The organism is Massilia aurea (genome assembly GCF_014200505.1).
In the GTDB taxonomy this organism is placed as follows: domain Bacteria; phylum Pseudomonadota; class Gammaproteobacteria; order Burkholderiales; family Burkholderiaceae_D; genus Telluria; species Telluria aurea_B.
This window is the reverse complement of record NZ_JACHBX010000001.1, coordinates 1,649,947-1,664,408: the sequence shown is the minus strand read 5'-3', so window position 1 is coordinate 1,664,408 and position 14,462 is coordinate 1,649,947. Positions and strand designations below refer to the sequence as shown.

The window sequence follows — 14,462 nt, the reverse complement described above, 5'->3', positions numbered from 1 at the left end:
TGCAACGTGGCTATACCGCAGATAGCTATACCAGTTTTGCTAGTTATAGGATGTCGTACAACTTGCGCTTCGCGTATAATCTGGGCTATCCCATTCATCGCGATTTCCCATCATGACGCTCCCGCAACGCAAGCACCGCAGTCTGTCCCAGGGAGTGGTCGAGCAGATCAGCGCCACGATCCAGCAGGGCGTGCTCAAGCCAGGCGACAAATTGCCGACGGAGTCGTCCTTGATGGGGCAGCACGGCGTGAGTCGCACCGTGGTGCGTGAAGCGATCACCCATCTTCAGGCAGCCGGGCTGGTCCAGACCCGCCACGGCATCGGCACCTTCGTGATCGAGCGCGCGCAGGCGGGGCTGGGCCTGGAGTCCGAGAATATCGTGACGCTGCGCGATGTGCTGGCCGTGCTGGAGTTGCGCATCGGCGTCGAGACCGAGACGGCAGGCCTCGCAGCCAGCCGTCGTAGCCAGGAGCAGGCGGACGAGCTGGCCGCTGCGCTGCGCGAGATGCAGCAGGCGATGGCCGAGGGCAGGCCGGCAGTCGAAGCGGATAAACGCTTCCACCTGCTGATTGCGCAATCGACCGGTAACCGGTACTTCGTCGATATCCTGACCCGCCTGGGCAATGCCTTCATCCCGCGCGCGCGGCTCAACACGCCCGTGCTCGACCAGGACAAGCCCGCCGGTTTCCTCGAGCGCGTCAGCCGCGAGCACGACGATATCTACCGCGCTATCGAGCGACGCGACCCGGAAGCCGCGCGCGCGGCGATGCGCACCCATCTGTCCAACAGCCGCGAACGGCTGGTGGAAGCGCAGCGCCGCCTGGAAAGCACGATGAACTGAATTTCCGCATTTTGTGCTTGCGGATGACCGCAACCAGTTGTACGATGACTTACAACCTGCTCGATGGCAGGTATCTCGTCCAACAACCAGATAGCGGAGACAGCACGATGCAACCAAACGAACTCAAGCAAGTCCTTTCCCACGGCTTGCTGTCGTTCCCGATCACCGATTTCGATGCGCAGGGTGATTTCGATCCAAAAGGCTATGCCGCGCGCCTGGAGTGGCTCGCCCCGTTCGGCGCCACCGCGCTGTTCGCCGCCGGCGGCACCGGCGAGTACTTCTCGCTGCATGGCGAAGAATACGGCCAGATCATCAAGACGGCAGTCGACACCTGCGCCGGCGTCGTGCCGATCCTCGCCGGTTGCGGCGGCCCGACCCGCACCGCCATCGCGCACGCCCAGGAAGCCGAGCGCCAGGGCGCCAAGGGCCTGCTGCTGCTGCCGCACTATCTGACCGAAGCCAGCCAGGATGGCCTGATCGCCCACGTTGAAGCGGTGTGCCGCTCGGTGAAGATCGGCGTCGTGGTCTACAACCGCGCGAACTGCCGCCTGACGCCGGATTCGCTGGAAAAGCTGGCCGATCGCTGCCCGAACCTGATCGGCTTCAAGGACGGTAACGGCGACATCGAACTGATGGTCTCGATCTGGCGCCGCATGGGCGACCGCTTCAGCTACCTGGGTGGCCTGCCGACCGCCGAAGTCTACGCCGGCGCCTACAAGGCGCTGGGCACCCCGGTGTATTCGTCGGCCGTGTTCAACTTCGTGCCGCAACTGGCGATGGACTTCTATCACGCCACCGTCGCTGACGATTTCGCCACCACCAACCGCCTGATCGACGATTTCTTCCTGCCGTACCTGGAGATTCGCAACCGCAAGGCCGGCTACGCGGTCAGCATCGTCAAGGCCGGCGCACGCCTGGTCGGCCATGGCGCTGGTCCGGTGCGTCCACCGCTGACCGACCTGACGGCCGAAGAAGACGCGATGCTGCTGGCCCTGCTCAAGAAGAACGGGGTGGTCTGATCATGGCGATTCTCGGTGAAATGATCATTGGCGCGCACAGCGTGCGCGGCGCCGGCACGGAAGTGTTTGGTTTCAACCCGGCCACGCGCGAAGACCTGCAGCCCGGCTTCGGCCAGGCCACCGGTGACGACGTCGAGCGCGCCTGCGCGCTGGCCAGCGAAGCGTTCGACCCGTATCGCGCGCTGCCGCTTGAAGGGCGCGCCGCGTTCCTCGAGATGGTGGCCGAAGAAATCCTGGCGATCGGCCCCGAGCTGATCGAGCGCGCCCAGCTCGAGACCGGCCTGCCGCAGGCGCGCCTGGAAGGTGAGCGCATGCGCACCGTGACCCAGCTGCGCCTGTTTGCCAAGGTCGTGCGCGACGGTTACTTCATGGACGCAACCATCGACAGCGCTTTGCCAGAGCGCGCGCCGCCGCGGCCCGATCTGCGTCTGCGCAAGATCGGCCTCGGTCCGGTCGTCGTGTTCGGTGCCAGTAACTTCCCGCTCGCGTTTTCGGTCGCGGGCGGCGATACGGCATCGGCCCTGGCCGCCGGTTGCCCGGTCGTGGTCAAGGCGCACAGCGCCCATCCCGGCACGTCGGAACTGGTCGGACGCGCCGTGCAGCGCGCAGTAAAAGCATGCGGCCTGCCGGAAGGCGTGTTCTCGATGCTGTTCGGCGATGGCCGCACGGTCGGCCAGCAACTGGTGTCGCACCCGGCCATCAAGGCTGTGGGCTTTACCGGTTCGCGCCAGGGCGGCCTGGCGCTGCTGCGCACGGCTGCGGCGCGCCCTGAACCGATTCCCGTGTACGCAGAAATGAGCAGCGTCAATCCCGTGTTCCTGCTGCCAGCGGCAGTGCAGGCCGGTGGTGCGACGCTGGCGCAGGGCTTCGTCGATTCGCTGACGCTGGGCGTCGGCCAGTTCTGCACGAACCCGGGCCTGGTGTTTGCCCTGGCCGGCGCCGAGCTTGATGCCTTCGTCGCCGCGAGCGCGCAGGCACTGGGTGCCAAGGGCGCCGGCACGATGCTCACCGCCGGCATCCACGACGCCTACACGAAGGGCGTGACGGCGTTCAACACCGTCGACGGCCTGCAACTGGTTGCGCAAGGCACGACCGAAGGCAATGGCTGCGCTGCGCAGGCTGCGCTGTACGTGTGCGACGCCGCCACCTACATGGGCAACCCGGCACTGGAAGATGAAGTGTTCGGCCCATGTGCGGTGCTGGTACGCTTTACCGATGCTGCCCAGATGCTGCAGGCAGCCGAACACCTGCACGGGCAACTGACCGTCACGGTCCACGCGCGCGAGGGCGACCTCGACCTGGCCGCCAAGCTGCTGCCGATCGTCGAGCGCAAGGCGGGCCGCGTGCTGTTCAACGGGTTCCCGACCGGCGTCGAAGTGGCGCACGCGATGGTGCACGGCGGCCCGTTCCCGGCAACCAGCGACAGCCGTACGACGTCGGTTGGTGCCAGCGCGATCGACCGCTTCCTGCGGCCGGTCTGCTACCAGAACGTGCCGGGCAGCCTGCTGCCGGAGGCGCTGCGTGACGACAATCCGCTGGGCCTGTCGCGCCTGCAGGATGGCACGTTGCAAGTGGGCGGAGGGAAGTAACACACGACGCCTGAACGCAGTACCAGCCGGAGGAGACGCCGGCTGTCACCCAACTTGAAAAGAACTGATCACCATGAATCAGCAAGTCATCGACGTAACACCGGCGCAGTCGGTGGTGGGCAGGTATCGCTGGACGATCTGCGCGCTGCTGTTCTTCGCCACCACCATCAATTACCTGGACCGCCAGGTCCTGAGCCTGCTCGCACCGGTGCTCACCGAGCAGTTCAACTGGACCAATACCGACTACGCCAACATCACGGCGACCTTCCAGTTCGTCTACGCGATCTCGATGCTGTTCGCCGGGCGCGTGATCGACCGCATGGGCACCAAGCGCGCCTATGTGCTGGCCATCGTCATCTGGTCGCTGGGCGCGATCGGCCACGCGTACGCGATCGGCATCGGCGAAGCGGTCAACACGGTCTTCACCAGTATCGGCCTGGCCGTCGTGCCCGTGTCCGTGGCCGGCTTCATGATCGGCCGCGCGGTACTGGCAGTCGGTGAAGCCGGTAACTTCCCGGCCGCGATCAAGGCGACCGCCGAATACTTCCCGAAACGCGAGCGCTCGTTCGCCACCGGCATCTTCAATTCGGGCGCCAACGTCGGCGCGATCCTGGCGCCACTGACCGTGCCGCTGATCGCTGCGCACTGGGGCTGGCAGTCGGCTTTCATCGTCATCGGCGGCATCGGCTTCCTGTGGATGGGCCTGTGGATCTGGCTATACGATGCGCCGGAACAGCAGCCGCGTTTGAAGGCGGCCGAACTGGCCTACATCAACAGCGACGCCGGTGTCACGGTGGCGCCCACCGGCACGCCAGTCAAAGGCTCGTGGTTCAAGCTGCTGGGCTACCGCCAGACCTGGGCCTTCGCCTTCGGCAAATTCATGACCGACGGCGTGTGGTGGTTCTTCCTGTTCTGGCTCCCCAAATACATGTCGGCTCAATACGGCATGTCGGCCACCGACATGATCATCCCGCTCGCTGTTTTGTACAGCATGACGATGGTGGGCAGTATCGGTGGCGGCTGGCTGCCGACCTGGTTCCTGAACCGGGGTGCCGACATCTATCATGGCCGCATGAAGGCCATGCTCGTCATCGCCCTGTGCCCGCTGGTCGTGCTGCTGGCGCAACCGCTTGGCTACCTGGGCTTCTGGGTCCCCGTGATCCTGATTGGCATCGGCGCCTCGGCGCACCAGGCCTGGTCGGCGAACCTGTTCACCACCGTCTCGGACATGTTCCCGAAACACAGCGTGGGTTCAGTCGTCGGTATCGGCGGCATGGCGGGTGGCCTGGGTGGCGTGCTGCTCACCAAGCTCGGTGGCTGGCTGTTCGACCATTACGGCGCACTGGGCCAGCTGCAGACCGGGTATATGATCATGTTCTCGATCTGCGCCGTGGCCTACCTGGTGGCGTGGACGGTCATGAAAATGCTGGTGCCGCAGCACCGTGAAATCAAGGGGTTGTAATCGATGGTTGCTGACGTTGAACGTATCGCGGGCGTGCACTGCGCCACCGGTGAAAGCCCGCTGTGGCACGCGGGGCAGGCTGCCTGGTACTGGGTCGACATCCCTGCGCGCCGCATCTGGCGCAGGGACCATGCCAGCGGCGCGCTGCTGCACTGGACGGCGCCCGAGATGGTGGCCTGCATTGCGGCGAGCAGCGACGGCAGCCTGATCGCCGGGATGGAGACGGGTTTGTTTCGCCTGGCGTTGAATGCCGATGGCACGCTGGACGCCTCCCGGCTGGCTGCGCCGGTGGCGGCCGAACTGGGCGAGGGCATGCGTTTCAACGACGGGCGCTGCGATCGGCAGGGCCGGTTCTGGAGCGGCACCATGTTCATGGACATGGGCGCTGCGCGCCCGGTGGGCGGGCTGTATCGCTACAGCGCCGCCGGTGGCCTGCATGGGCCGGTGGTGCGCAATCTGCTGACGCAGAACGGCCTGGCCTGGTCGCCGGATGGCCGCACGATGTACCTGTCGGATTCGCATCCGCAGCGGCGCCTCGTGTGGGCTTACGATTACGATATCGAAGCCGGCCTCCCGCACAATGAGCGCGTGTTTCTAAACCTGACCGGGCAACTCGGAAGGCCGGACGGGGCAGCCGTCGATGCCGACGGTTGTTACTGGAGCTGCGCCAATGATGGCGGCGTGGTGCAGCGCTTCACGCCGCAAGGCAAGCTGGATCGGGAAATCGCGCTGCCGATGGCCAAGCCGTCGATGTGCGCGTTTGGCGGGCCGGATCTTGATCTGCTGCTCGTGACCTCGATCGATCCGGCGGGGGCAGGCAATGCTGGCGGTGACGCCGGCTCGGTCGTCATCCTGCGGCCGGGTGTAAAAGGGATCGCAGAGGCGCCATTCGCCGTGTAGCCAACGTAGGGTGGACGGCTATGCCGTCCACGCGTTCAGATGCATTCGATGAGCGTTGAACGCGTGGACGGGGAACCCGTCCACCCTACGGTGACGCAATGATCGCGATGGTCAGAACGCCGCAATGCCAGTCTGCGCGCGACCGAGGATCAGCGCATGAATATCATGCGTGCCTTCATAGGTATTGACCACTTCCAGATTGACCATGTGCCGGATGATGCCAAACTCATCCGAAATGCCATTCCCACCCAGCATGTCGCGCGCCACGCGGGCGATGTCGAGCGACTTGCCGCACGAATTGCGCTTCATGATCGACGTGATTTCCGGCGCCGCCGTGCCTTCATCCTTCATGCGACCCAGGCGCAGGCAGCCCTGCAGGCCGAGCGTGATTTCGGTCTGCATGTCGGCCAGCTTCTTTTGCACCAGCTGGTTCGCCGCGAGCGGTTTGCCGAACTGCTGGCGGTCCATCGTGTACTGGCGCGCCGTGTGCCAGCAATCTTCCGCCGCACCCAATGCACCCCAGGCGATGCCGTAGCGGGCCGAGTTCAGGCAGGTGAACGGACCTTTCAGGCCGCGCACGTCGGGAAACGCGTTTTCCTCCGGGCAGAACACATTGTCCATGACGATTTCGCCGGTGACCGAGGCGCGCAGGCCGAATTTGCCGTGGATTGCCGGGGCCGACAAACCCTTCCAGCCTTTTTCGAGCACGAAGCCGCGGATAGCACCTTCGTCATCCTTCGCCCACACGACAAACACGTCCGCCACGGGCGAGTTGGTGATCCACATCTTGGCGCCGGACAGGCTGTAGCCGCCCTCGACCTTGCGCGCGCGCGAAATCATCGAGCCTGGATCCGAGCCGTGGTTCGGTTCGGTCAAGCCGAAACAGCCGATCCATTCGCCGGTGGCCAATTTGGGCAGGTATTTCTGCTTGGTCGCTTCGTTGCCGAATTCGAAGATCGGCACCATCACGAGCGACGATTGCACGCTCATCATCGAGCGGTAGCCCGAGTCGACGCGCTCGACTTCGCGTGCGATCAGGCCGTAGGCGACGTAGTTCAGCGCCGGGCCACCATATTGCTCGGGAATGGTGGGGCCGAGCAGGCCCAGTTCGCCCATCTCGCGGAAGATCGACACATCCATCGACTCGTTACGGAATGCTTCGAGCACGCGCGGACGCAGCTTGTCCTGGCAATAGGCAGCGCTGGCGTCGCGCACCATGCGCTCTTCGTCCGTCAGCTGGCCGTTGATCAGCAGCGGGTCATCCCAGTGGAAAGCAGCTTTGGTTGTCATGTTGGTCTCTTTTATAAAATGGTCGTTACATATTCGGATAGTTCGGGCCGCCGCCACCTTCGGGCGTCACCCAGACGATGTTCTGGGTCGGATCCTTGATGTCGCAGGTTTTACAATGCACGCAGTTCTGGGCGTTGATCTGCAGGCGGTCGCCACCGTCTTCGCGCTTGACGTACTCGTACACCCCGGCCGGACAGTAACGCTGCTCGGGCCCGGCGTACTTGGCCAGATTGACGTCGACCGGCACGCTCGGATTTTTGAGCGTCAGGTGGATGGGCTCGTCTTCACGGTGGTTGGTGTTCGAGATGAACACCGACGACAGCTTGTCGAAGGTCAGCTTGCCATCCGGCTTCGGATAGACGATCGGCTTGAAGTGCGCCGCCGGCTTCAGGCATTCGTGATCGGCGTGCTTGTGGTGGAGCGTCCAGGGCGCCTTGCCGCGGAACACGATCTGGTCGATGCCCGTCATGATGGTGCCCAGCACCAGGCCCTTGCTCATCCACGGCTTGAAGTTGCGTGCCACGTGCAGCTCTTCGTGCAGCCACGATTTTTCAAACGCGGCAGGGAAGCTCGTCAGCTCGTCGCTCGTGCGGCCTTCTCCCAGCGCGGCAAACGCCGCTTCGGCCGCCAGCATGCCGGTCTTGATCGCGCCGTGGCTGCCCTTGATGCGGCTGGTGTTCAAAAAGCCCGCATCGCAGCCGATCAGCGCGCCGCCCGGGAATACGGTCTTGGGCAAAGATTGCAGGCCGCCGGCTGTGATCGAACGCGCGCCGTACGAAATGCGCTTGCCGCCTTCAAAGAAGCCGCGAATCGCCGGGTGTGTTTTATAGCGCTGGAATTCTTCATACGGCGACAGGTACGGATTCTGGTACGACAGCCCGACCACATAGCCGACTGCAACCTGGTTGTTTTCCAGGTGATACAGGAACGAGCCGCCATACGTGTCGTTTGGCAGCGGCCAGCCGGCCGTGTGGATCACCAGGCCCGGCTGGTGCTTGGCCGGATCGATTTCCCACAGCTCCTTGATGCCGATGCCGTAGGTCTGCGGGTCCTTGCCCTTGTTCAGTTCATACCTGGCCATCAGCTGGCGTCCCAGATTACCGCGCGACCCTTCGGCGAAGAACGTGTACTTCGCATGCAGCTCCATGCCGAGCTGGAAGTCAGGGCCGGGCTCGCCATCGCGTTTTACCCCCATATTGCCAGTCGCAACACCCTTGACCGAGCCGTCTTCGTTGTACAGGATTTCAGCGGCCGGGAAGCCGGGGAAGATTTCCACGCCCAGCGCTTCGGCCTGCTGGCCCAGCCAGCGCACCACATTGGCCAGCGAAATCACGTAGTTGCCGTGATTCGCCAGTGCCGGCGGAATGGCAAACGCCGGCGTGGCGTACGATTTGGTCTCGCTCAGGAACAGGACGCGGTCTTCGGTCACGGCCGTGTTGAGCGGCGCGCCTTGTTCTTTCCAGTCAGGGATGAGTTCGTTGATCGCGCGGGGATCCATAACCGCACCGGACAGAATGTGCGCGCCCAGCTCGCCGCCTTTTTCCAGTACGCAGACTGTGACTTCCTGGCCTTTCTCAGCAGCCAGCTGTTTCAGACGGATCGCCGCCGACAGGCCGGCAGGCCCGCCGCCGACGACCACGACGTCGTATTCCATCGCCTCACGCGGGCCGTATTGTTCGATCAGATTCATGCCGTGACCCCGCTCTCGCGTGCAAAATACAGCCCGTGCAGATGCTCGAGGCTGACTTCGCTCGCCGCTTGCGACAGCACCACTTTACCGCTCTGCATCAGGTAGACGTGGTCGGCCACGCCCACTGCGCGGTGGGTGTTCTGCTCGACCAGGATCATCGTGCGGCCATCGTCCTTGAGTCGTTTGAGGATCGCGAACAGTTCATTGACCATCACCGGCGCCAGGCCCAGCGATGGCTCATCGATGATCAGGACCTTCGGATCGCTCATCAGGCCACGCGCCATGGCCAGCATCTGCGCTTCACCGCCTGACAGCGAACCGGCCATCTGCCGGCGCCGCTCGCGCAGGCGCGGGAACATCTCGAACGAGCGCTCCAGATTGCGCGCCGCATGCGCCCTGTGCTGCGGTGCAAAGGCGCCCATCATCAGGTTTTCCTCGACGGTCATGTCGCGAAACACCATGCGGCCTTCGGGGATCATCGCCATCGAGACCTTGTGCATGTCCCAGGTCGGGGTGCCGTTGAGGGGCTTGCCGTCGAGCGTGATCGTCCCTTGCGACACGGGGATCAAGCCCATCATGGCGCGCAGCAGTGTGGTCTTGCCGGCGCCGTTCTGGCCGATGATCGTGGTCAGCTTGCCCGGTGCGATGCTGAGCGACAAATCCCACAGCACATTGATCGCGCCATAGCCGGCGCGCACGTTCTGAATCTCAAGCATGGTCGACCTCGCCTCCGGTATAGCTCTTGATGACGGCCGGGTTGTTGAAGACCTCGGCCGGCGTACCTTCGGCGATCATGCCGCCGAAGTTCAGCACCGCCACCCGCTGGCATAGATTGCTGATGGTCTCGATGTCATGCTCGATGATCAGGATGCCGACCGAGAACTTGGCGTGCAGGTCCTTGAGCATGTTCATGAAGTTGCGCTTGCCGCTCGTTTCCAGCCCAGCCAGCACTTCGTCGAGCAGCAGCAGTTTCGGGTTGGTCGAGAGCGCCTTGGCCACTTCGAGCGCCTTCAGTTCGGTCAGCGCCAGGCCGCTCGATGCATCACGCCCGGCCTTGGCGGCCAGGTTGGTGAAGTCCAGGATCTCGTCGATGCGGCGTTTGTCGACCGAACCGGTGCCAAAGCGCTGCGCCACTTCCAGGTTCTGGCGCACGGTCAGCTCGTGCATCGGTTGCGGGATCTGAAAGGTGCGCCCGATGCCCATGCGCGCACGCTGGTACATCGGCGCCTTGAGCACATCGGCGCCATTGAACAGGATGCGGCCCGTGGTCGGGCGCACCAGCCCCGAAATGGCATTGAACAGCGTGGTCTTGCCGGCGCCATTGGCGCCGACCAGGCCCACCAGGTCCCCCGTGCCGACCGCCAGCGTGACATCGTTGACCGCCGTGAGGCCGCCGAAGCGGACAGTGACGTTTTCAAGTTGCAGCATGTTTTTTCCTTAGCGCCCTGCGGATCATGCCCAGCAGGCCATCCGGACTGGCAATGATCATCACGACCAGCACCACGCCGAGAACCAACTGGTGACCGGTCGGCATGAAGTTCTTGATGAATAACTGGTCGACCAGGTACACCACGACGGCGCCGATCAGGGGACCGGTGATGGTGCGGTAGCCGCCGAAGATCGCTGCGACGATCGGGATCGTTACCCATACCGCACTGAAGGCGTAATCCGGTTCGAGGAAGTTGATGTAGTGGGCATTGAAGGCGCCCACGGCGCCGCACATGAAGGCCGACACCAGCAGCATCAGGCCCTTGAGCAGCGTGTTGTTGACGCCCACCACGCGCGTGGCATCCTCGCTGTCGTGCATGGCGCGCAGGGCCAGGCCGTGCGGGCTGCGGCGGATGAGATCATAGGCCCAGGCAAACAGCAATACCATCGTCAGAATCACCAGGTAATTGCCGGTGTGGGTGCCGAAATTGTAGTCGAACACGGTCGGCAGGGCCGGGATCCTGGCAATGCCGCCGGCGCCGTTCGTGACTGACGTCCATTCGGTAGCCACGATGCGGAAGATGTGCGCATACGCCAGGATTGCCAGCGCAAAGTAGGGGCCGCGCAGGCGCAGCACGGGCAGCATCAGGACCGCCGACAGCACCGCACCGACGCCGCCCAGCATCAGGCCGATGAAGACCGGCACGTTGTACTGCATCGTCAGCACGGCCGACGTGTAGGCGCCCACGCCAAAGAACGCCGCATGGCCGAAGCTGACCATGCCGCCCAGGTTGCCCAGCAGCGCCCACGACAGCGCGACGCCGCCAATGATCAGCGAGGCGATGACCAGACTCATGACATAGCTGTTGCCGCCCAGCGCGAATGGCACCACGAGGTACGTCGCCACCAGCGTGGCGATCAGGAGTTTGTTGAGTTTCATCCGCGCCTCCGTGCCACACCAAACAGGCCATTGGGCATCACGAACAGCACCACGAGGAACAGGCCCATGCCGGCCAGCTCTTGCAAAGCCGAACTGGCCAGCGTGATCGTCAGCGATTCGGCCACGCCCAGCAGTATTGCGCCGATCAGCACGCCGGGGATCGAGCCGAGGCCCGCCAGCACGGTGATGATGAAGGCTTTCACGGTCAGTACGCTGCCATAGCCCGGCGTGACGACGCCATAGCTGAACAGAGCGACACCGGCAAAGGCGGCCAGGATGCCGGCCACGATGAACGACACCAGCTCCGTGCGGCCAGGATTGATCCCCATCAGCTTGGCCGCGTCGCGGTTGCTCGATACGGCGCGCACGGCGCGGCCATACCAGCTGCGCGACAACCACCACCACAGCGCCACGATCAGCACCAGGCTCACGCCAAAGAACAGCACTTCACTGCGCATGCTGTAGAGCTCGCCAACGATGAAGGCTTCCTGCATCCAGGTCGAGCTTGTCGTGCGCACATCGGCGCTCCAGATCATCAGGACCAGGTTGGTGAGGATCACGCCGACGCCGAAGGTCAGCGTCAGCGAATTGATTTCGCGGTGCACCGTCACCCGGCTGACCAGGAAATACAGCAGGCTCGAGGTGATGGTCACGATGATCACGGCGGCGGGAATCGCGGCCAGCGGATTCCAGCCGAGTTGCGATTCGACCGTGTAGGCGATGTACGCCGCCAGCAATACCAGTTCACCGTGCGCCAGGTTGATCACGTTCATGGCGCCGAACACGAGCGCCAGTCCCAGTGCAATCAGGGCGTAGGAGCCGCCCTGCAACAACCCGGAATACACGGCTTGTAGAATCAAGTCCGTCATTTCTGCATCCAATCGATTATTCACGCGGGCAGGGGGATCCTGCCCGTCTCGCTCATGCGCTTACAGGCTTACCAGGGCAGGCCCGGGTACACCGGCTTGGCGGTGGCCGATTCCTTTGGCCACACCAGTTCGACCTTCTTGCCCTGGTGCTGGCCCATGCGCTGCGTGAAGTTCGGGTTGTCGCCCCTGGCGTCGAACTGCACCCGGCCGATCAGGGTCTGGCGATCGGTCTTGCGCATTTCGTCAATCACGCCACCTTTTTTCAGCGTGCCCTTGTCGGCGGCGCGTGCGATCGCTTCGAACAGCAGCATCGACTGGACATAGCCGAACTGGCCCAGGTAATCCGGGTCCTTGTTCAGCAGCGCCTTGTAGCCGTCGGCAAAGCGCTTGCCTTCTTCGGTCGAGAACTGCACCGGGAATGGCAGCACGGCAGTGCCGTAGACGTTCGGCATCAGGTCCGGGAAATCGGCCGCCATCTTCGGCGTTGCCAGCGACCACACGCCGGCCACGCCCTTGATGCTCGGCTTGAGGACGCGCGCGGCGCGCAGGATGCCGACGTAGTCGTTTTCGTAGCCGACCATGACGATGAATTCGGAGCGGTCGCGCAGCTTCACCTTGTTGATGATCGGCTTGAAGTCGGTGATCAACGGATCGAACGCGTGCGTGACGACTTTGACGCCCTTGGCTGCCAGGGTTTTCTCGACGTCCGCGGCCAGGCCGTGGGTCGCATCCTTGGTCGAATAGATGATCGACACCGACTTGACGTTGAGGTCGGTGAGCAGGCCAACGAGCGCCTTCTGGTAACCCTGGGTGTTATTGATGCGGAAGAAATTCTTGCGCCCGGCATTGACCAGGCCATCGTCAACGCCGCCCGACGTCACATAGGCCAGGCCCAGTTTGCCGGCGGCATCCGAGGCTGGCGAGATATTGTTGGATGCGTAACCGCCCGTGATGGCCACCACGTTCTGGCTGGCCAGCTTTTCCACTGCCGCCACGGCCTTCGCCGGCGCCGATTCGTCATCGACGGTAATCAGTTTGATCGTGTGCTTGCCGTTGGTCTTGTTGAAGACCTCGGCCGCGACGCGGATGCCTTCCTGGGTGCCCAGGCCGACGCGGGCCAGTGGTCCGGTCAGCGGAATCTGCACACCGACCAGAAACTCGTCGGCACTGGCCAGGTTGATGCTGCCGACGGTGCCGACGGTGCCCAATGCCAGGATGGCGAGGACGATCTTGTTTGCCTTCATCATGTCTCCGTTATTTTTTAGTGAATGTAGGAATAGTCAAAAACGACGGCAAGCCGGGGGCCTCACCGCGTGCAGCGGCGTCGCTCCTTGATTGCCGGTACCACGGCACCGCTAGCCGATATGCCGGCCCATGCTGATTTCCACGTTGCGCACCAGTTGCACCAGGCGCGGACCGAGGTCCTCGACCAGTTTTTCGTAGGGCAGCAAAAAGGCCGGGCCGCCGCAGTTAAACGCCATCGTCCGGGCGATGTCCTGGTCGAGCAGCGGCACCCCCACTGCGCTGATGTTCGCGTCCCACAGGCCGGACGACAGGACAAAGCCGCGGTCCTGATAATCCTTGAAGCCCTGTTCGATGTCGGTCTTGATCTTGGGCCAGTTGGTGTCAGCCGTCAGGCGGATATGGTCCATCAAAAAATCGCGGTCGGTTTGCGGCAAGCCGCACAGATACGCCTTGCCCATCGCGGTTGTGGCGAGCGGAATGCGCGAACCGGCATCGCGCCGCAGCGTGACCGCAGCGCTGCCACGGCAGGCCTCGACATACACCATGTGCAGGCGGTCGCGGATCCCGATCGCCACGCTGCACTGGGCGTACTCAGCCAGTTCCTGCATCGCAGGCCGGGCCAGTTTGCGCACGTCGAGGTTGGCGAGCAGGGTGTAGCCGAGCGCCAGCACCGGGGCGCCGAGCTGGTAACGGCCCTGGTCAGCCGAATAGGTGAGGTAGCCGAGCTTGGTCAGCGTGTAGGTCAGGCGTGAAATCGTCGGCTTGGGCATGCCGGTGCGCTTGGCCATTTCGCTGTTGGTGAGGTATGCCTCGCCCGGGCGGAAGCAGCGCAGGATTTCCAGGCCGCGCGCCAGGGCCGTGACGAACTGGCGGTCCTTGCCGTTGTCTTCGTCGGACGGGTCGTCCTGCTGCGCTTGCGGTAGCGCTTGCGAGGTGGCCGGTGCCGCCAGCAAAGGGTCTTCCAGTGACTGGATCGAGTCCATTCTTGTCTCCTATGCCCGGCATCTCCGGCTGGGCTTGAGTCGGATATTCACATACCGAAAACGCGGGTGTCAACAGTTTTTGTGAAATGGTCGTTCGCAGAGCGAAACACCTGGTATGGGTAATTACGCTAAATCGATGCATTTCGCACAGCGAATCACCGGATCTTCCGGTTTTTCCCGCAAAAGCGGCACCGCGAAGTCGTTTA

The 14,462-nt window shown here is 63.6% G+C and carries 13 protein-coding genes; 5 read left to right on the top strand and 8 right to left on the bottom strand.

The features are described 5' to 3' along the window. The first annotated feature begins 112 nt into the window (after positions 1-112). The 5 genes from HD842_RS07390 (at position 113) to HD842_RS07370 (ending at position 5,811) form a co-directional block, all read left to right on the top strand. Positions 113-841, top strand: coding sequence for a FadR/GntR family transcriptional regulator (locus HD842_RS07390; protein WP_183552725.1), 729 nt, complete (start codon positions 113-115; stop codon positions 839-841). Positions 842-948: 107 nt separating this feature from the next. Beyond that, the gene (gene kdgD, locus HD842_RS07385) at positions 949-1,860 is read left to right on the top strand and encodes a 5-dehydro-4-deoxyglucarate dehydratase (RefSeq protein ID WP_183552723.1); all 912 of its coding nucleotides are present in this window, start codon (positions 949-951) and stop codon (positions 1,858-1,860) included. A gap of 2 nt (positions 1,861-1,862) precedes the next feature. Next, a complete protein-coding gene (locus HD842_RS07380; RefSeq protein ID WP_183552721.1) occupies positions 1,863-3,449 on the top strand; it encodes an aldehyde dehydrogenase (NADP(+)) in 1,587 nt (528 codons plus the stop codon). Between the two features lie 73 nt (positions 3,450-3,522). After that, positions 3,523-4,911 (top strand): MFS transporter, encoded by a 1,389-nt coding sequence (locus HD842_RS07375; protein WP_183552719.1) that lies wholly within the window; start codon positions 3,523-3,525, stop codon positions 4,909-4,911. Positions 4,912-4,914: 3 nt separating this feature from the next. Beyond that, positions 4,915-5,811: an SMP-30/gluconolactonase/LRE family protein gene (locus HD842_RS07370; RefSeq protein ID WP_183552717.1), complete on the top strand. Its 897-nt coding sequence runs from the start codon at positions 4,915-4,917 to the stop codon at positions 5,809-5,811. Positions 5,812-5,922: 111 nt separating this feature from the next. Here the strand turns inward: HD842_RS07370 and HD842_RS07365 are convergent, their stop codons facing one another. The 8 genes from HD842_RS07365 to HD842_RS07330 all read right to left on the bottom strand — a co-directional run bounded on the left by HD842_RS07365 (position 5,923) and on the right by HD842_RS07330 (position 14,256). Further along, the gene (locus HD842_RS07365) at positions 5,923-7,101 is read right to left on the bottom strand and encodes an acyl-CoA dehydrogenase (protein WP_183552715.1); all 1,179 of its coding nucleotides are present in this window, start codon (positions 7,099-7,101) and stop codon (positions 5,923-5,925) included. Between the two features lie 25 nt (positions 7,102-7,126). Continuing rightward, a complete protein-coding gene (locus tag HD842_RS07360; protein WP_183553706.1) occupies positions 7,127-8,755 on the bottom strand; it encodes an electron transfer flavoprotein-ubiquinone oxidoreductase in 1,629 nt (542 codons plus the stop codon). 32 nt (positions 8,756-8,787) lie between these two features. Further along, positions 8,788-9,507, bottom strand: coding sequence for an ABC transporter ATP-binding protein (locus HD842_RS07355; protein WP_183552714.1), 720 nt, complete (start codon positions 9,505-9,507; stop codon positions 8,788-8,790). Beyond that, on the bottom strand, positions 9,500-10,219 hold the full coding sequence (locus HD842_RS07350) for an ABC transporter ATP-binding protein (protein ID WP_183552713.1): 720 nt from the start codon (positions 10,217-10,219) through the stop codon (positions 9,500-9,502). The genes HD842_RS07355 and HD842_RS07350 overlap by 8 nt, the downstream gene beginning before the upstream one ends. Beyond that, positions 10,206-11,159, bottom strand: a complete 954-nt coding sequence (locus tag HD842_RS07345; RefSeq protein ID WP_183552712.1) for a branched-chain amino acid ABC transporter permease — start codon at positions 11,157-11,159, stop codon at positions 10,206-10,208. The genes HD842_RS07350 and HD842_RS07345 overlap by 14 nt, the downstream gene beginning before the upstream one ends. Next, positions 11,156-12,028: a branched-chain amino acid ABC transporter permease gene (locus HD842_RS07340; RefSeq protein ID WP_183552711.1), complete on the bottom strand. Its 873-nt coding sequence runs from the start codon at positions 12,026-12,028 to the stop codon at positions 11,156-11,158. Before HD842_RS07340 ends, HD842_RS07345 begins: the two co-directional genes overlap by 4 nt. 68 nt (positions 12,029-12,096) lie before the next feature. Next, positions 12,097-13,272 (bottom strand): ABC transporter substrate-binding protein, encoded by a 1,176-nt coding sequence (locus tag HD842_RS07335; RefSeq protein WP_183552709.1) that lies wholly within the window; start codon positions 13,270-13,272, stop codon positions 12,097-12,099. Between the two features lie 111 nt (positions 13,273-13,383). Beyond that, positions 13,384-14,256 carry an IclR family transcriptional regulator gene (locus tag HD842_RS07330; protein WP_183552707.1) on the bottom strand — a complete coding sequence of 291 codons (873 nt, stop codon included), beginning with the start codon at positions 14,254-14,256 and terminating at the stop codon, positions 13,384-13,386. Between the last annotated feature and the right edge of the window lie 206 nt (positions 14,257-14,462).